Source organism: Corynebacterium sp. c25Ua_89 (genome assembly GCF_047459735.1).
Classification (GTDB): domain Bacteria; phylum Actinomycetota; class Actinomycetes; order Mycobacteriales; family Mycobacteriaceae; genus Corynebacterium; species Corynebacterium simulans.
On sequence record NZ_JASBOD010000001.1, the window covers coordinates 555,464 to 571,909 of the forward strand.

The 16,446-nt window shown below is 57.5% G+C and carries 14 protein-coding genes, 1 tRNA gene and 1 pseudogene; 5 read left to right on the plus strand and 11 right to left on the minus strand.

Going from position 1 to position 16,446, the window contains the following annotated elements; genetic code table 11:
• Positions 1-16 precede the first annotated feature (16 nt).
• From QKB66_RS02615 to secA2, 5 genes are all read right to left on the minus strand, one after another.
• The gene (locus QKB66_RS02615) at positions 17-595 is read right to left on the minus strand and encodes a MerR family transcriptional regulator (protein ID WP_311518393.1); all 579 of its coding nucleotides are present in this window, start codon (positions 593-595) and stop codon (positions 17-19) included.
• A gap of 117 nt (positions 596-712) precedes the next feature.
• Complete coding sequence (locus tag QKB66_RS02620; protein WP_070455643.1) at positions 713-1,351, minus strand: bifunctional nuclease family protein; 639 nt, start codon at positions 1,349-1,351, stop codon at positions 713-715.
• A gap of 92 nt (positions 1,352-1,443) precedes the next feature.
• Positions 1,444-2,190: a MerR family transcriptional regulator gene (locus tag QKB66_RS02625; protein ID WP_248090171.1), complete on the minus strand. Its 747-nt coding sequence runs from the start codon at positions 2,188-2,190 to the stop codon at positions 1,444-1,446.
• Positions 2,191-2,229: 39 nt separating this feature from the next.
• Positions 2,230-2,661, minus strand: a complete 432-nt coding sequence (gene odhI, locus QKB66_RS02630; protein ID WP_062034986.1) for an oxoglutarate dehydrogenase inhibitor Odhl — start codon at positions 2,659-2,661, stop codon at positions 2,230-2,232.
• 98 nt (positions 2,662-2,759) lie between these two features.
• Positions 2,760-5,051: an accessory Sec system translocase SecA2 gene (gene secA2 / locus QKB66_RS02635; protein ID WP_414252625.1), complete on the minus strand. Its 2,292-nt coding sequence runs from the start codon at positions 5,049-5,051 to the stop codon at positions 2,760-2,762.
• A 105-nt stretch (positions 5,052-5,156) separates the two neighbouring features.
• Between secA2 and QKB66_RS02640 the strand changes: the two genes are divergently transcribed.
• The 3 genes from QKB66_RS02640 to QKB66_RS02650 all read left to right on the plus strand — a co-directional run bounded on the left by QKB66_RS02640 (position 5,157) and on the right by QKB66_RS02650 (position 6,867).
• Positions 5,157-6,311, plus strand: coding sequence for an alpha/beta fold hydrolase (locus tag QKB66_RS02640; RefSeq protein WP_414252626.1), 1,155 nt, complete (start codon positions 5,157-5,159; stop codon positions 6,309-6,311).
• Positions 6,308-6,706 carry a YchJ family protein gene (locus QKB66_RS02645; protein ID WP_248090161.1) on the plus strand — a complete coding sequence of 133 codons (399 nt, stop codon included), beginning with the start codon at positions 6,308-6,310 and terminating at the stop codon, positions 6,704-6,706. The genes QKB66_RS02640 and QKB66_RS02645 overlap by 4 nt, the downstream gene beginning before the upstream one ends.
• Positions 6,707-6,790: 84 nt before the next feature.
• Positions 6,791-6,867, plus strand: a tRNA-Pro gene (locus QKB66_RS02650).
• Positions 6,868-6,936: 69 nt separating this feature from the next.
• Here QKB66_RS02650 and QKB66_RS02655 read toward each other — a convergent pair.
• Both QKB66_RS02655 and QKB66_RS02660 read right to left on the minus strand, forming a co-directional pair.
• Entirely contained in the window at positions 6,937-8,328 is a 1,392-nt protein-coding gene (locus QKB66_RS02655) for a TetR-like C-terminal domain-containing protein (RefSeq protein ID WP_414252627.1), read from the minus strand.
• Positions 8,329-8,561: 233 nt separating this feature from the next.
• The gene (locus tag QKB66_RS02660) at positions 8,562-8,741 is read right to left on the minus strand and encodes an antitoxin (protein ID WP_061926171.1); all 180 of its coding nucleotides are present in this window, start codon (positions 8,739-8,741) and stop codon (positions 8,562-8,564) included.
• A 462-nt stretch (positions 8,742-9,203) separates the two neighbouring features.
• On the opposite strand from QKB66_RS02660, the gene QKB66_RS02665 reads away from it, so the two are divergent.
• Complete coding sequence (locus QKB66_RS02665; protein ID WP_248090156.1) at positions 9,204-10,469, plus strand: site-specific DNA-methyltransferase; 1,266 nt, start codon at positions 9,204-9,206, stop codon at positions 10,467-10,469.
• A gap of 5 nt (positions 10,470-10,474) precedes the next feature.
• Here the strand turns inward: QKB66_RS02665 and QKB66_RS02670 are convergent, their stop codons facing one another.
• The 3 genes from QKB66_RS02670 to QKB66_RS02680 form a co-directional block, all read right to left on the minus strand.
• Positions 10,475-11,410 (minus strand): alpha/beta hydrolase family esterase, encoded by a 936-nt coding sequence (locus tag QKB66_RS02670; RefSeq protein WP_248090153.1) that lies wholly within the window; start codon positions 11,408-11,410, stop codon positions 10,475-10,477.
• 103 nt (positions 11,411-11,513) lie between these two features.
• A complete protein-coding gene (locus QKB66_RS02675; RefSeq protein WP_248090151.1) occupies positions 11,514-13,265 on the minus strand; it encodes an ABC transporter ATP-binding protein in 1,752 nt (583 codons plus the stop codon).
• The gene (locus tag QKB66_RS02680) at positions 13,265-14,740 is read right to left on the minus strand and encodes an ABC transporter transmembrane domain-containing protein (protein ID WP_414252628.1); all 1,476 of its coding nucleotides are present in this window, start codon (positions 14,738-14,740) and stop codon (positions 13,265-13,267) included. Before QKB66_RS02680 ends, QKB66_RS02675 begins: the two co-directional genes overlap by 1 nt.
• Before the next feature lie 68 nt (positions 14,741-14,808).
• Between QKB66_RS02680 and QKB66_RS02685 the strand changes: the two genes are divergently transcribed.
• Positions 14,809-15,612, plus strand: coding sequence for a class I SAM-dependent methyltransferase (locus QKB66_RS02685; RefSeq protein WP_414252629.1), 804 nt, complete (start codon positions 14,809-14,811; stop codon positions 15,610-15,612).
• 18 nt (positions 15,613-15,630) lie between these two features.
• Here QKB66_RS02685 and QKB66_RS02690 read toward each other — a convergent pair.
• Positions 15,631-16,438, minus strand: a pseudogene (locus QKB66_RS02690) (anaerobic C4-dicarboxylate transporter family protein); the annotation flags it as partial.
• Between the last annotated feature and the right edge of the window lie 8 nt (positions 16,439-16,446).

Below are 16,446 nucleotides of genomic sequence, written 5' to 3' on the forward strand. Positions count from 1 at the left end.
TTACGCGGCCAAGAACCTAGGAGGACTTGCGGTTGCGGCGTGCAGCCAGCTCGTCGATGCCAATGACGGTCTCGTCCTTGAATTCGTCCAAGCGCTCTGCCGGGAAAGAAGAGATAGTGCCGGAAAGCTCCTTCAGGATGCCTGGGACCGCGATGCCGAAAACGCCCTGGCCGCCTGCCAGGAGGTCAATGACCTCATCGTTGGAGCGGCACTCGTAAACGGTGGTTCCGTCGGAGACGAGGGTCAGCTCTGCAAGGTCGTTAACGCCGCGGTCACGCAGAGACTCAACTGCCAGGCGAATGTTCTGCAGGGAGATACCGGTATCGAGCAGACGCTTGACAATCTTGAGAACCAGAACGTCCTTGAAGGAGTACAAACGCTGGGAGCCGGAGCCACGAGCGGTGCGAATGGACGGGTTGACCAGATTAGTGCGTGCCCAGTAGTCCAACTGGCGATAGGTAATGCCGGCTACCTGGCAGGCAATTGGCACACGGTAGCCGAGCTCCTCGTCCGGTCCGACGTCGAAGAGTGACTCTTGCACGTAGCCCTCGCCTGCTCCGTGGGAGGCGTTGTACTCGTCTAGGTTCTCGTTGATGCTCACGTAATTACTCCAATGGGGTTTGTTGGAAGCCTCTAAGGCTTAATTAAAGGCCACGGCCCTAACCCCGTCAAGGCTAGAGGCTAAGGCTTGGCCAAACTCTCTAGCTTTACTTTAGACTTCTTCGTCCCCATTGTCATCATTAGTCACACGCGTGTCATTAGAATCTTTTTTATCTTCCGTTTCAAAAAAGTCCTCTTCAGAGACACCCAACGAACGCATCATCGCCTCGAAGTCAGCATCTGCCTGCGGATTACCCGAAGCGGAGCTATCTGAGCTGGACGTTTTCACCACTTCCTCACCAGCATCGTCGGCGGGCGGATCGAAATGGAAATCAAAGTAAGCATCCATATCGTCATCCGAGACAAAGACGGCAACTTTAGACAACAGCTCCTTTTCTACAGTGATTGGCACATTGAAGTGTTCCGAAACCACCAGAGCATCGCTAAGCTTTGCGTCGTGCGCCTCACCCGCCGCATCGACGATGTCGACCATAAAGGTGCCTTCGTAATAATTAACAATCTCAATGGAGCCTACGCCACCGAGTTGCTCAATGAGCTCGATAAGAAGGTCGTGTGTGGTGGGGCGGGTTTCGCTATAACCGTCGAGGCGCTGCATAACGCGCGCGCCTTCTAGTTGCGAGAGCCAAACGGGAAGGATGCGGTTTCCTTCTACCCAGCGCATAAGAGCGCATAGTTCGCTTTCCGGCTCCATAACGTGGATGCCATGGAACTCAAGACTAATTTTTCCCATGCTCTCCACTCTCCCACATTTGCCCGCTGCGTGGTGACAGAGAGCTTAATGTGGGCCGCTAGCACCAGGCGCAAGCGGCGAAATCGGGAAATCTAGGAGTTGTATTCGTGACGCAGGTCAGTCTTGACCATGGTCGCGTGCAGCGAGACAACCAGAGCGGTCATCTGCTGTGACAATTCCTCGGCCTGCTGCACGGCAGTATCCGAGTTGGAGTTGGCCACCGGGGAGGCAACCTGCGCGATGAGATCTGCCTGGCGGCGGGCATTGTTGCGCAGCGACTTCAGCTGACGCTCTTCAAAACCGAATGCCTTAAGAGCCACTGCGGCAGATACTACGGAGACGTCATCCGCATCGAAGAATCCCGATGCGTCCGGGGTAATCAGGCCAATTTTGACGAGGCCGGCAACCTCCGCCTCAGTGGAGCCTGCTTGCTCAGCAACCTCTGCGTCAGTAAGACGCGTAATAACCGGAGCACGGAACTGGTCCGGGCTCAGCAACGTTTCAGCCTTGCCAGCAGAAACGATTGCAGTGACCTGGCCGGAATCCATAGCTTCCAGCTGCTCACGGATGACCTTCAGCGGGGTGTAGTTGTCACGCTGAGTGGTGAGAATGTAGAGAAGACGGTCAACGTCTTCCTGAGTGAAACGACGATAACCAGAGGCAGTACGCTGCGGCGTGATTAGACCTTCAGATTCAAGGAATCGAATCTTCGACACGGTGACGTCTGGGAACTGCTGATTCAGTTGCTCCAGGACGACGCCGATCGACATGGTCTTGGCTTTTTTGGCCTTAGCGGCCCCTTTCCACAGGGCCGCGGCCTTAGACTGTGCTGCGCTCACTATACTTCTCTTGAATTTCTCTAAAGACTCGAAACGTGTTTATTGATTGGCGATGAAGACCAGACGGAACTTTCCGATCTGGATCTCGTCACCCACGTGAAGAACCTGGGAGTTACGCGGCTCGCGGTTAACGTATGTGCCGTTCAGGGATCCGACATCGACGACCTCAAACTCGCCCTCGTTCACGCGGAACTCAGCGTGGCGACGGGAAACGGTGACATCATCCAAGAAGATGTCTGCCTCTGGATGACGGCCCGCGGTGGTGGTTGGGCGGTCCAACAAGAAGCGGGCACCTGCATTCGGACCACGCTTTACAACGAGGAGAGCCTGGCCCTCGGAAAGGTTTTCCGCACCTGCAACGGAGGTGTCATTACCGGCGGCAGCGCCGTTTTCCATCTCCTTGAGAAGGTCTGCACGGAATACAGAAGTGGTTTCTACCTGCGGTTCCGGCGTACCGGTATGCTCGCTCATTTTTACCTCCGAAGTGTCGGATTAATGTTGACTTATTCCATACTAGCGACTCGCCCGCCTCCGCGAGCATCCTCACCAGATTTGTTTCATAAATTACGTTAACGGAAGATATTACCGATTCCTTTAAGTACGGAATTTCCTCCGCCAGACAAGGGGTTATCAGAGACCATATAGGTCCAAGTGGCACTCGGCCGCGCAAGCCCCAAATCTTCCATGTGAGCACCTTTTTCATCAATGTCCACCGACTTGAAGGTAGCCACCGACTCCTCCACGGCGCGTTGCGCCAATTCCTTGAACTCGCGGACCGCAATGCGGTGATATTCGTCAATCGGCGTCTCACGGGCGATCGCGCGCAGGTGTATCGACTCGCGGACATCGTCCATCAGCTCTAGGTGGTCGGCCCACGCCAGATCGAGATGGTAGAGCATGATTTCGCGGGCAGCTTTTTCCTTTACCTCTGCGGGAAGTTCGGCAAGCTCCGCGGCACGTTCGGGAGCGCGCTCAGCTAATTCCTCCCAGGCCTGTGCGGTGTCGAGCAGCTTCGCTCGGCGTTCATCGATGATGACGCGTTGATCCGCCAGCAGCTGGTTGTACTTCCATGTCTGTGCGTGAATTTCCAGCAGCTGGCCTTCGGTTACGCGCTGACAATGCGCCACAAAGTCTGTCACGCGCTTGGATTCAATACGGCCAGTTTCGTCCGGTTGCGCCGAGAGGGCTTCGTCCTCCCCACCTTGCTTGACGACGTCGTCTTCCAAAGACACGAAGAACAACGACAGGCCTGGGTCTCCTTGGCGTCCAGCACGCCCACGCAGCTGATTATCCAGGCGGGAGGTGCGATGGCGCGAAGTACCGATGACGGCGAGACCGCCCAGCTGCGCAACCTTCTCGCGGTCAGCCTCAGTAGCACCGCCCAGCTTGATGTCTGTACCGCGGCCGGCCATCTGCGTCGAGACAGTCACGCGTGCGATATCGCCGGCTTCGGCGACGATGCGGGCTTCCTCAGCATCGTTCTTGGCATTGAGCACGCTGACTTCGACGCCGCGTTCGCGAAGTGCCTCGGCTAAATCCTCCGACTCCGCGACATCGTGCGTGCCCACGAGAACCGGCTGGCCAGTAGCGTTAAGGGCCACGATTTCGTCGACAATAGCCTTCGATTTCTCCTCGACCGTGACATAAATGCGGTCGGCCTCGTCGAAACGCTGGAGTTGTTTATTGCGCTCGATTACAGAAACGCGCAGATCATAGAACTGACGCAACTGGTCAGTCGCCTCAACCGCGGTGCCGGTCATTCCGCACACCGTTGGGTAACGGCGCATCAGCTCCTGCAGAGTGATCGTGTCGAGGATGCGGCCACCCTCGGAGACTTCAAGGCCTTCCTTAGCTTCCACCGCAGCCTGCAGGCCGTCCGGCCAGCGCTGCAAGTCAGCAACGCGGCCGCGGGAGGCGTCGATTAGCTGCAACTTGCCATCTACAACGATGTAGTGGATATCGCGAATCAGCAAGGCCTTGGCGTGCAAAGCCAGATTCACTTTGACCAGAATCGTTCCGATGTTGTCCTCGGAATACAGCGAGTCAATGCCCAACTCGCGCTCGACGCGTGCCGCGCCATCATCGGTCAAAGCAACGGTACGGCCATCTTCGGCGATGATATAGTCCAAGTCCTCGCGAAGTCGCGAAACCACATTGGTGATGTGACCCGTGGGAGCCTCCCCTGGACGGTTTCCTGCCAGTACCAACGGAACCAGGGCTTCGTCGACCAAAACAGAGTCAGCCTCGTCTACCAAAGCGACGTCGGCTCGTGCCTGCACGGTCTGCTCGCGACTAGTGATCTGGTTATCGCGCAGCACGTCGAAGCCGAGCTCATTGACTGGGGCATAAATAATGTCGCTGGAATACGCTTTGCGACGCTGCGCGGCGTCCTTCTTCTCCGTCACGGAGTCTACGGTGAGGCCAAAAAATTCGACCAGCGGGCGCATCCATTCAGCATCACGATCGGCCAAGTAATTGTTTACCGTCACAAGGTGGACGCGCTTACCGGTCAGCGCAAAGCCGGTTGCGGCCATGGCTCCGACGAGGGTCTTGCCCTCACCAGTGGCCATCTGAATGACGTCTCCGGAAAGTAGGCGCAACACCGCTTGGGACTGGACATGGAAAGGTTGCATGCCAAGCGTACGCTCGCTGGCCACGGCAAGGGCTGCCAAAAATCGCGCTTTATCTGCGATTTCACCCTCACGCACAGAGTCGCGGGCGGCTTGTGCCACGGCGGCGTCGTCAAGCGCGGAAAGTTCCTCAGTCGCAGCACCGGAGCTATCCACGATGGCTTTCGACTTTTTATCGTTCCGCTCGCTCTGCGCACCCATGGCCTTCCAGAACCAGCCAAATGCACCCATGTTCGTCTCCGTTACTGTTGAATGTTTCTTAGTAAATCTTTAACTCTACCGACTCTAGCTAACCCTCTGTGGCCTATGTAGCGACGGCTCTATATTCTAGTCTTTATGCAATCTGTGAACGTGAAGCTCCCGTCCTCCACTGGAACCATGATGGCGGGTACCATTGACTTTCCTGACTCCGCGCCACAAGCCTTTGCGATCTTCGCGCACTGCTTTGCTGGATCGCGCCACACTCCCGGTGCGGCTCGCGTATCTAAGCAGCTCACCAATTTCGGCCTAGCTACCCTGCGCTTCGATTTCCCGGGCCTCGGCCAGTCCGAGGGCAATTTCGGCGAGACCAACTTCAGCCAAAATGTTGCTGATATTCAGGCTGCAGCAAACTGGCTGGCTGAAAACTACTCCGCTCCGCAGCTTCTGATGGGCCACTCCTTGGGCGGCGCCGCCTCCCTGGCAGCGGCAAGCGGTATTCGCTCACTCAAGGCAGTGGCAACCATCGGCGCACCATTTGATCCTGCCCACTCTGTTTTGCACTACGCCGACAAGATTGGTGAGGTCGACGCAAATGGCGAGGTCGAGGTCATCCTCGGCGGTCGCGCGCTGACCATCTCCCGCCACTTCCTCGAAGACTTGGCGGATACCAACCCAGAGGATTACCTGCGCCTGCTGCGCAAGCCGCTGATGATCTTGCACTCCCCGATCGACCAAACCGTTGGCATCGACAATGCCCAGAACATCTTCTTAAAGACGCGCTACCCCAAGTCCTTGGTGACCCTGGACAAGGCAGACCACCTCGTCACCAAGCAGGGTGCCGCTGCCCGCGCCGCAGACCTCATTGGCGCTTGGTTCGAGCAGTTCATCGTGCCGGAGAATGTACCAGCCCACATCGATGAAACCGCAGCTGAAGCGCAGCCTGCAGTCGGCACTAAGTTCGGAGTGGTGGTTCGCCACAATGAGCGCAGCGTCACGGCTGACCGCCCCAAGAAGCAGGGCGGAAAGGGCCAAGGTTTCACCGCGGAGGGCCTGCTGATGTCCGCGCTGGCTGCATCGACCACGCAAACAATCAAGGAAGCTTCCAAAGGCATGCAGCTCGACGACGTCCAGGTCAACGTTACCCATATGGGGGACACGACATTCGAGCGCCGCATAAAGCTTGTGGGCGATCTTTCCGCGCAGCAGAAGTCGACCTTGCTCGAAGCCGCGAAGTCCTCTCCTATTGAGCTGTTGCTGGGTGCCGCCCAAATCGTGGACGTCGAAGCATGATCGTGCTCAACCCCTTGAGCCCCGAAGCCCGCTGCCCTTGTGGGCTCGGTCTTAGCTTCGGCGAATGCTGCGGCAAGTACCACGGCGGCAAGCCCGCCCCGACCGCAGAGGCCCTCATGCGCTCACGCTTTTCGGCCTTCGTGACCGGCGATGAGGATTACCTGCTGCGCACCTGGGACCCGGAAACCCGGCCAGAGCGCCTACACCTGGAAGACAACGGTATCCACTTTTATCGCCTGGACATCATCGATACCGTCGACGGCGGCCCGCTCGATGATACGGGAATCGTGGAGTTCGAAGCTTTCTACAAAGGCGCGGCCGCAGGCTCCCAGCGTGAGCGCTCCCAGTTCCGGCGCACACAGAGTCAGTGGGTATATAGCACCGGCGATTTTTAAGCAATACCCAGCTCACACCATCGATTGGAATCAGTGAATACTACTGATGTAATCTAGTCAGGTCGCATCCTCGAGATGTGACGGCGGACTATGGCGCAGTTTGGTAGCGCACTACACTGGGGGTGTAGGGGTCGCAGGTTCAAATCCTGTTAGTCCGACCAAACCGGAAAAGAACCCGGCTTTAAGCAGTAATCACCTACCGCTTAAAGCCGGTTTCTTCTTTTCGACCACTAAAGTCCTTGAATCTGGCCCTTAATTCCCAAGTGCTCCGCGATGCCCACAAGCTCGATGTCGAAAATGCGTGAGGCCAGGTCAAAGAGGAATTCACGGGGTTGGTCGCGCAGCGCGCCAAAGGTTGTCAGGTGCGCGAAACCGTGGATGGTGGACCACATCGACATGACCATCGTGTACAGCGCCCATGGAGTACGAGGGCCACCGGCCTCGTCGAGGGCATCGCGCGCAATCATCATGAAATAGCCGAAGGTCTCGCCCATCTCGAAACGCGAATTGATTAGGTCTCCGCGTTCAAAAGACGCGGGCACGATGGAACCTGAGGTAATCATCGTCAGGCCTAAGAAGCCGACTGGGTCATGGTGCGCAAAGCCTAAATATCCGAAAGCACACGCCTTCATCGTGCTAAAACCGAGACTCTTCCCGCCCGCGTAACGCATCTGTTCGCGGAGATGCTCGTGTGCGATGGCATCGATATGCTTTTCCAACAAGGAAAGGAGCTTTTGATCTCCTTCTATATAATGCGTCGCCTGGTCGAAATCGATACCAGCACGTTCGGCGGCAGTGCCGAGATGCATATTGCTAAGGCCGGAGTCGACGATGTCCTCCACCGCGCCGCGCAGTAGAGCCCTAACTACTTCCCCGTCGTTGCCTCGTGGCAAATCTTTGGCGCGAATTCTTTTATCAGCTGGGAGGCTACCTCCCATCGCAACTGGATCCTGCGGCGGGATAGCACCGTGCGCGAAACCTACTGCCAACCCAGCACTTAGGTAGTCCAAACAGGCATTGAAAGTCTGTTTCTTCGCGGTCGGCGAGAGATGTCGCAGCACGCCCGTGGTACACAGATGGGAGATACCGTGGACACCAACCAAAAGGCTCACGGCTTGGATACGGACCAAGTCTGCATCGCGCGGTCCGCCAGCTTCCTCTATGCAATCGCGTGCGATGTTGAGCAGAATATCCAGCGTGGGGCGCTTGCCAGAGCGCTGGAGATAATCATCGAAGCTCAGCTCAAAAGAATGCAGGCTCGGAGCTGCTTGTGTAAACGTGAAGGCGTCGAAATAGACCGGATGCTTCTGAGCGAACTCGAAAAAGCCAGTAGCTATGGCGCGCATACGATCGAGCGCTGTGGCATCAGGGCTTAAGTACTTTTCTTGCTCATCTAGATAGTGGATGACCAGTTTGTCGAGGTAAGCTTTAGCCTCATCAGCCAATTGCTCATCAGATGCAAAAAGCTGCTTCGCCTCATTGACCTCAACATCGGTCTGTTCGGCGATAGTACACACTGCAACGGCATCGCGTCCGGCGCGCGCAATGACGCGAACTGCCAGATCTAGCATGCACTGTCGTGGCGAGCACGTAGCCAAGCGAGCATCTACAGGTGTCTTCACGCAATCCACCCTACTGTGGTCTAGGTATCCGTTCCGGGAAAATTCATGCGCTCAGCATCAATTAAGCAAACACATATGACCACATATGACATAGTCAACATGTCCGAGCTTTGCCAACCGATGGAGGTGCTGCCCTAAAACCCGCAAAGCTCCCAGCAAACCAAGTTGCCGGGAGCTTTGGACTAATTCACCGAGATTGGGACACTGGCTAGGTCCCAATCAAGCAATAAGCTTTAGGCGCCAGCGTTGCCGATCTGGTCATCGAGCTTGTCGCGACCCTGCTGAATCTTGTCAGCCTTGTCCTCGCCGAACTTCTGCTCTGCCACCTCAGCAGCCTTATCGAGGCCCTTATCGGAGATCTGCTCGCCCTTGTCGGAGTTCAGTGCGTCCTTTGCCTTGTCGAAGATACCCATTTAGCATCCCAACCTTTCTAAAATACTTTCGATATATCTTTCACCGCACTCCCGAATGAAGGCTAAACCCCTTCATCGCGAACGCGTTTCCCACGCTACATACATTTGCCGGTTCATGCCATAAAGAACTTTTTATAGACGGGAATAGGCTCGCCATTTTCGGGCAATCGCAGTCCATCCGCCGTTCCTTAAAATTTTCAGATTTCTAAGGTTTCACCTGCGATAACACCCCCGAGTCTACCCCCGATTTTAAGTATTAATTCCAGCAATATAAGAGTCAATAAATTAAGTAAAGTTAGGGGATGCTAGCGTAGCAGAACATCACTCAAATGATCCTGGCGGTCGTTTTCTGGCGTATTCCATCGGTACTCGCGCAAACTTGCAAAAATGATAGCCGAGGCATGGGAGGATGACCCAGCCCCATCATTTCCCCCACCACCAAAACTCATCCGCTTTTCAGTCATGACCTCACCCCACAGCGATCCCGCGAGCGCCCCAACTGCCGATTCCCAACTCCAAGAGGAATTCTTTGGCCTTGTCTGGCCAGGCAAGGCGCAAGCAGCAGAACAAGCAAGAATTGCGACCACCAAGCAAAAGATTGCAGTATCAACGCCGGCAACTTGTTCCAATTCCATCATCGAAGGCGACAACCTCGACGCGCTCAAGCTGATGGTGGCAGATGGCTTTGCTGCGGATGTCATCTACATCGACCCTCCGTATAACACCGGCAAAGACTTTGTTTATAAGGACAATTACCGCAGCCGCCGCAAAATGAACTCGGGCAGCTATAGCGCCTGGCATGCGCAGTGGCTGTCTATGATGCTCCCCCGGCTCATCCTGGCGCGACAAGTCCTCAAAGACACCGGTTTTATCTATGTCTCCATCGGCGAAGATGAAAGTGCCAACGTACGCAAAGTGTTGGATGAAATATTCGGTGAGAACTGTTTCGCCGGACAATTGATCTGGAAAAAGGGCGGAACCGGAAAGAACGATTCCAAATACGCTGTAGTCGAGCACGAGTACATTTTGGTTTACGCCAAGTCCCCAGCTAATCCAGGTTTCAACGCCGATTCTGAAGCGCATACCACGACCAAGTACAACTTCAGCGACGAGAAGGGAAACTATTCGCTAGTCCGCCTGGACTCCAAAACACTGGGTTATCTTCCTTCCCTAGACTTTCCCATCGCTGATCCCCAAGGCCGCGAATACTGGCCCCACCAGCCTGCCGGCAAAGACAAGGTCGCGCGCTGGCGCTGGGGCAAAGACAAGGTCGAGGCCAACTATGAACAATTGGTCTTTCGACGCGGTTTTGTCTACACGAAGAACTATCAGAAAAAGGGCGCGCGGCCGCGTTCCATCCTGGACGGTGAGCGCTTTGGCGTGACACGCGCTGGACGCCGCGACGCGGAGGACGTCATGGGAGTTCAGGGCGTCTTCGATTTCCCGAAGCCAGTGCGCCTTATCAAGCACCTCATCGCCATCGCCGGCGGTCCCGACGCCGTGGTGCTTGATTTCTTCGCCGGATCCGGCACTACCGCCCAGGCGGTCTTAGAACTCAACGACAGCGACGGCGGCTCCCGCAGCTTTCACTTGGTCCAGATGCCGCAGCCTACCGATAGCAAAGGCCCTGCTTTTGCCGCGGGGTACAAAACGGTCGCAGACATTTGCATCGCCCGCGTCGCCGCCGTACCAAACGCTAAGTTTGCACACTACGTCCTGCAGGATTAGCAAGACTACTTCGTTTTCTTGCCAGATTCTGGGTCAATGGTGCCTGCGGGGCGACCTGGAATACCGAAGAAGTCGAGAACGCGGTCGGTGGCAAAGCCCTTGCCCACCTCCGCGCGGTCGTCGGCAAGCCCGCCCGGCCAGATATGCGAGCCGCCGCCGATACGGATGTGCTGCAGCGGAGCCTTACATCCAATCCACGTTTGCTGCAGAGCGTTGTTAACCAGCTGCGTCGTTGAGATTTGCGTGGTGCATTCATTCCGGCGCCGGTTTTGCTCCATGACTTCCGCTACCGAATCGTACTTAGTGTCATGGCGGGTTCCGCCGTAGTACTCCACCACGGGGTCATCGGTGCCGTGCATATCGAGACGGCCGACTGGGGCTTCCGAACAGCCCTTGTGAATGCCCTCATAATAGGCCGCAGACACCGTTGCGATAGAGCGGAAAGTCTCCGGCATACGGCACGCCAAAAAGGCAGCAAATCCACCGCCGTTGGATAGGCCCGCGGCAAAGATACGGTCATCATCTACCGCATAGGTAGCACGCAAGCTATCAACCATGTCTGCAACGAATTTAAGGTCTTCCTCCTCGCTCGTTTTCGCATAAGGCGCCGGCGTCCAAGCATTATCCTCACCTTCTGGATAAACCAGAATGGCCTTCGCGGAATTGAACTCCGTATAGCCCTCAATGGTCTTGGGCTTCTCGCCCCAACCGTGGAAGACCATCACCACTGGCCAGCGTTTATCCGCGTCATAGTCTTCCGGCACGTGCAGCAGGAAGTTGCGGCCATTTGGCATATTAATCTGCTTGGTTTGACCTGGCTCCGGGCCATCCAAAGGCGCCGAGACAGGGATGCCGAGATCAGAGTCCTTATCCCAGAGCTTGCCGGACTCTGGCGAAGGCTCCTGCGTTGGTGTTGCCGAACAAGCTGTGGCAAAAGCCAAATTTAGACAAAACAGCACAAGCAGTGATTTCTTTAGGCTGCTCCGAGTAGAGACGGCAAAAGCCCACCGCAAGTTAGAACAACGAGCATTAAGGGACACCTTCTCAGTCACGTCCTTTCTGCCACGCGTTCCACAATTGTTGATATCGGCCTTTAGAATCTAGCAGCTGCGCATGACTGCCCTGTTCAATTACCCGGCCATCTTCCATAACCAGCACACAATCAGCCTTGGCGGCTTGGTCAAGACGGTGGGCAACCATAAGTGACGTGCGCCCTTTTGTGACGGCATCGGCAGCCGCGTCGAGTGCGCCCGCACCACGCGAACCGGCCTCCGCAGTTGCCTCATCGAGAACCACGATTGCCGGATCCAGCAACATAATACGAGCCAGCGCCAGTTGTTGCGCTGCAACGGGGTCTAGCTGAATGCCCCAAGCGCCCACGACTGTATCAAGGCCATCGGCCAAGTCCTCAACCCAGTGCGCCTGGACTGCGCGTAATGCCTGCCAAATCTCTTCGTCACTGGCATCGGGGTTACCCAGGGACAGGTCATCGCGCAGCGTGCCGGAAAAGACGTGGACTTCCTGGGAGACCATGGCCAGGCGAGTAACTCGTTCGGCGTCGGAAAGCCGCGAGACCTCTACCCCATCAACCTTGACGCTGCCAGCACTCGGCACGCGCAGGCCAGCCAACAGCGCCGCAACTGTAGTCTTTCCCGCGCCGGAAGCACCCACCAGTGCGATGGACTGCCCGGGCTGAATCCGGACGTTGACGTCACGCACCGCCCACGCGTTATCGCCGTAGCTAAAGCTAACGTCCTCCATCGCGACCTCACCACGCGGAGCCGGAGCTCCTGCGGACGGAATTGCCGCGGGCGGATCTGTAGTAACGCCAACGATGCGTGCGAGAGAGGCATAGCCCGACTGGACCGTATCCAGCACGCGCATAAGCCCGAGCAGCGGGCCACGCAGGCGGATAAGCATCAGCATCGCCGCCGTTACTGAACCCACCGTCATCGCACCCTGCGTTGTGACCCAAAAGCCCACCAAAAGGCCGACGCTCAACATCACCAGCTCCACAGTGGTGATCCACAGCTGCAAGACCATCATCGTGCGCCTTGCGGCGAAGCCATGCTCAACCACCTCACGGGAAGCGGCACTAATACGCCCTCGCATCTGCGGCTCCATCTGATAAGCGCGCACCGTGGCGCGTCCGTGGATCGTCTCCAAGATGCGGCGCGCACGCTCTGCCATGGAGGCGCGCTCGTCGGCGTAGCGCTGCGGCGCATGGCGCAGGTAGTCGCGCGCGGCAAAGAAATAGATTGGCGCTGCGCAAACCACCACCAGCAGGAACTGCCAGTCCAGGGTTACCAGGGCGATGGCGGTAGTACAGATGGCAAACAGCGAGCTCGTTAGGACCGGCGCTGTCTCCGTTACGGCCGAGGAAAGCTCAGCCACGTCATCCGTGGAACGGGAGACCAAGTCACCCGATCCGGCCTCCTCCACGCGGTGGACCGGCAGGCCCAAGGCCGTGCCGACAGTCTCCTCGCGCAGGTTCGCAATCACTCGCTCAGTAATGCGCGAAAGCAGATAAAAACCGGCCGCAGAAAGCCCTGCCGAGGCAATCGCAACCACGATGAGCCCAATGCCAATGCCGCTGAGACTGCGCAGCTGCCCGCTCCCCTCAACCACCGCATCGACAATCTTGCCCAGCAGCACCGGGATATAGACATTGGCCACCGCACCACCGGTAAGCAATGCCAGCGCCAGGAAACAGACCTTGCCCGCATTCGGCAACGCCTTCACGTGTTCGCCCACCTTGCGGCGGACCTGCGGCCAGGTTGCAGTAGGAAAACGCATTAGATGTCCTCCCCTTCGCTCGCGCGCGCGGCTGCAGCATGCTCGCTCACGCTATCGGCCACTGTGGTCCACGCCGGCGCATTGGTATATACCACGGTGCTCATCCCGCGGCGGGCGTCACGCACGCGCTCAGCGACGACCTGTTCCGTCACCGAGTCGAGCGCAGTGGTCGGATCCTGAAGGATGAGCACCTCGGCGTCGGCAGCGATCGCGCGCGCCAACGCAACGCGCTGACGCTGACCACCAGACAGCGCACCGCCGTTTTCGCCGACTTCCTTTTCCAGACCGCCGGGAATATCCTCCGCCGCCGCGACATGCAGCGCTCGTTGCGCCGCAGCCGTATCCGCAGCAATGTTGGACGCAACGGAACCTGCAAAAAGGTCCGCCGCATGCGGGGCCACAAGGAAGCGGTCTCGCGGCAGGTCAATCAGCTCTTGCGGCGCCACTCCCTTGATGACGTGCAGGCCAGGCTGCCAGCCAGGATCTTTAGCATCCGCCGCCTCACGGAAAGGCGCGTTGAGCACAGCCGCAATGCGGCGACCACTAGCTTGAGCCGCGGCCCACCGCGAGGCAATATTCTTGCCCATCATCGTCATCGGCGTGATGACGAACTGCGTTAGGCCGACCACTGTGATGAGTTGTCCAACGCTCATCGCGCCCTTTACCGCCATCGCGCCGGCGGCCAGAGCCACCACAATGACGTAAATAGAACCGACAGCTTCGGTCGTGGCATTCAGCCGCGCGCGGGCGCCGTTGGCAGAAACCGTCTTTGTATAGGCTGTGTCCGATACCTGCGAATAACGGCCCCGCACCGTCGCGATAGCGCCTAGGCCTTTCAGAATGCGTAGACCCTGAACCACATCGGTGGCCATCGCGGAAGCTTGTGCCAGGGCAGCCTGGCGCGCGCCCGAGCGCCGCCGCAAAGGCTTCGCCGCACGCAGAGAAAACCAAACCACCAGCGGTCCCCCGAGCAAAATGGCAATGCCCAGCGCCCAATTAACGCGCGAAGTCATCACCGCGACGTAGACAATGGCGCTGATTTCCGCCACGGGAAAGACAGTCATGATGACCGCATCAGACACGCGCTTGGTATCTGAGGAGGCAATCGACAACAGCCCGCCCGCTGTATGTTTCACGCCAGTAATCCCCCGCGGATCCTGAATGCGATCCGTCACCGCCATGCGCAAGTCATGGCCAACCTCCAGCATGGCTCGGGAAAACATTCCGCGCGCGCACCATGCCACCGACGCATTAACGCAAAAGATAGCGAGCAAAATCCCTAACCAGCGCAGCAAAGAGGAAAAGGACTGATTAGCAATCGCTCCATCGATAGCGTTTCCTACAACAACTGGGGTCATGCCGTTGCACAAGAATGAAACAGACATCAATACGGCCGCAGGGATCGTCTTTTCGCGCCGAGAAAACACGGTCTTTAAAAGCCACCGTGAATCCTGAGGTACGGGAAGTCTCGACATGGTGACCCATTCTATTTCAACCAGGATAATTTTCCGGAAACGCCTAACACGGTAGGTTATAAGTCCATATGACTTCTCAACTGCCCAACCCCGCGCACTTTCCGAGTTACCGCAAGGCCTCGGAGAAGCAAACCCCTACCTTCAAGGGGGCGGAACATCGTACAGCCTCCGCACGTGCTTTCGTGCAGGGCGCCGATAACTACCATGACGTGCGCCCCAGCTACCCTGCCGAAGTAGCCGCACTAATAGCGGATGCCCACACAGTGGTCGATATCGGCGCTGGCACCGGCAAGCTCACGCAGACCCTGCACAATCCCGTCGTTCTGGCCTGCGACCCTTCCCCCGACATGACGCGCGTGCTGCGCACCCAGCTTGGTATTCCAGCCTGGCGGGCGGTGGCGGAGAGCACTGCGCTTGCCGACGCCTCCGTGGACGCCATTGCCTGCGCCCAGACCTGGCACTGGGTCGATGTGGAAAAAGCCTGTAGAGAATTAGATCGCATCGTGCGACCAGGCGGCAAGGTGCTTCTAGTGTGGAACACCCTCGACGTGGGCGCCAACCCCTGGATCCTGCGGCTTGCCCGCATCATGCACTCCGGCGATATTCAACGCGCTGGTTTCCTACCGGAGCTTTCCTCCCCCTGGGAAATCGAGCACGAACTGCGGCTTAACTGGGCGCATACGCTCTCCCCGGAACAGCTACATCAATTGATGCATACCCGCTCTTATTGGCTGCGCAACGGAGAAAAGATCCATGAGCGCATGACCTATAACCTTAATTGGTACCTCTTCGAGCACATGGGCTTTGCGCCCGGCCAGGCAATCGACATTCCGTATCGCACGGATGCCTTCTTGCTGTGCCGAGCACACTAGAACCAGAAGAGTCTAGAACTAGAGAAGTACTGTCGCCAGCAGGGAGCCCACGGCGCAGGAGGTAAACACCGAGATCGCGCCGGGGATGATGAAGGAATGGTTTACCACGAACTTGCCGATGTGCGTGGTGCCGGTGCGGTCGAACCCGATGCAGGCAAGGTCCGAAGGGTAGGTCGGCAGGATAAAGTAGCCATAGGCGGCACCGTAGAAGCCAACGATGATGGCATAAGCCCACGGAGCGGTCTCCACAATTCCGCCCAGATTAGATTCCAGAGAGTCGATGTGGGCTTCGAAGAAGGTATCGGCCATCCAGGCCACGCCGAAGACCGAGAACACTGCAGTCATGCCCGCCTTGAACACTGGCGTGGAGGCGATCTTCTTGTTGTCGACGTCGCAGAAAATCAGGAAGATTGCACCGGCGACCAGCATGACCATTTGAATGACCAGGTTCATCGACAGGGCCTTCAACTCACCGTCCTCATTCGGGGCGGATGCCCTTCTTCAGGGCGATGTCCTCGATGATGGGAAACATCGTGTAGACCACGTGGCCGGTACCGCACAGAACGGTCAGGAACCAGGTGGTAAGCGGAGCCAAGATGGTGATGCGCTCTGGATGCGCACGCAGGAATTTCTCCGCGAACTGCATCATCACTTCGAGGCCCCTCGCCTGCTGCAGCGTAGCCGCACAGCCGATGACGGCAATGATGGTCAGCATCACGTCCACCGGTGGCTCGCCCGGAGCCAGGCCGAAGACGAAGACCATGATGATAAGGCCGATACCGGAGATAAGGTCCAAGCCGAGGCCGCCGTAGCGGGTGCGGAAAATAGCTCGCC

Bases quoted from the DNA above. Each gene is read 5' to 3' on its own strand.
- QKB66_RS02620 (WP_070455643.1), bottom strand. From the start codon at position 1,351: ATGGGAAAAATTAGTCTTGAGTTCCATGGCATCCACGTTATGGAGCCG.
- odhI (WP_062034986.1), bottom strand. From the start codon at position 2,661: ATGAGCGAGCATACCGGTACGCCGGAACCGCAGGTAGAAACCACTTCT.
- secA2 (WP_414252625.1), bottom strand. From the start codon at position 5,051: ATGGGTGCATTTGGCTGGTTCTGGAAGGCCATGGGTGCGCAGAGCGAG.
- QKB66_RS02640 (WP_414252626.1), top strand. From the start codon at position 5,157: ATGCAATCTGTGAACGTGAAGCTCCCGTCCTCCACTGGAACCATGATG.
- QKB66_RS02645 (WP_248090161.1), top strand. From the start codon at position 6,308: ATGATCGTGCTCAACCCCTTGAGCCCCGAAGCCCGCTGCCCTTGTGGG.
- QKB66_RS02660 (WP_061926171.1), bottom strand. From the start codon at position 8,741: ATGGGTATCTTCGACAAGGCAAAGGACGCACTGAACTCCGACAAGGGC.
- QKB66_RS02665 (WP_248090156.1), top strand. From the start codon at position 9,204: ATGACCTCACCCCACAGCGATCCCGCGAGCGCCCCAACTGCCGATTCC.
- QKB66_RS02675 (WP_248090151.1), bottom strand. From the start codon at position 13,265: ATGCGTTTTCCTACTGCAACCTGGCCGCAGGTCCGCCGCAAGGTGGGC.
- QKB66_RS02680 (WP_414252628.1), bottom strand. From the start codon at position 14,740: ATGTCGAGACTTCCCGTACCTCAGGATTCACGGTGGCTTTTAAAGACC.
- QKB66_RS02685 (WP_414252629.1), top strand. From the start codon at position 14,809: ATGACTTCTCAACTGCCCAACCCCGCGCACTTTCCGAGTTACCGCAAG.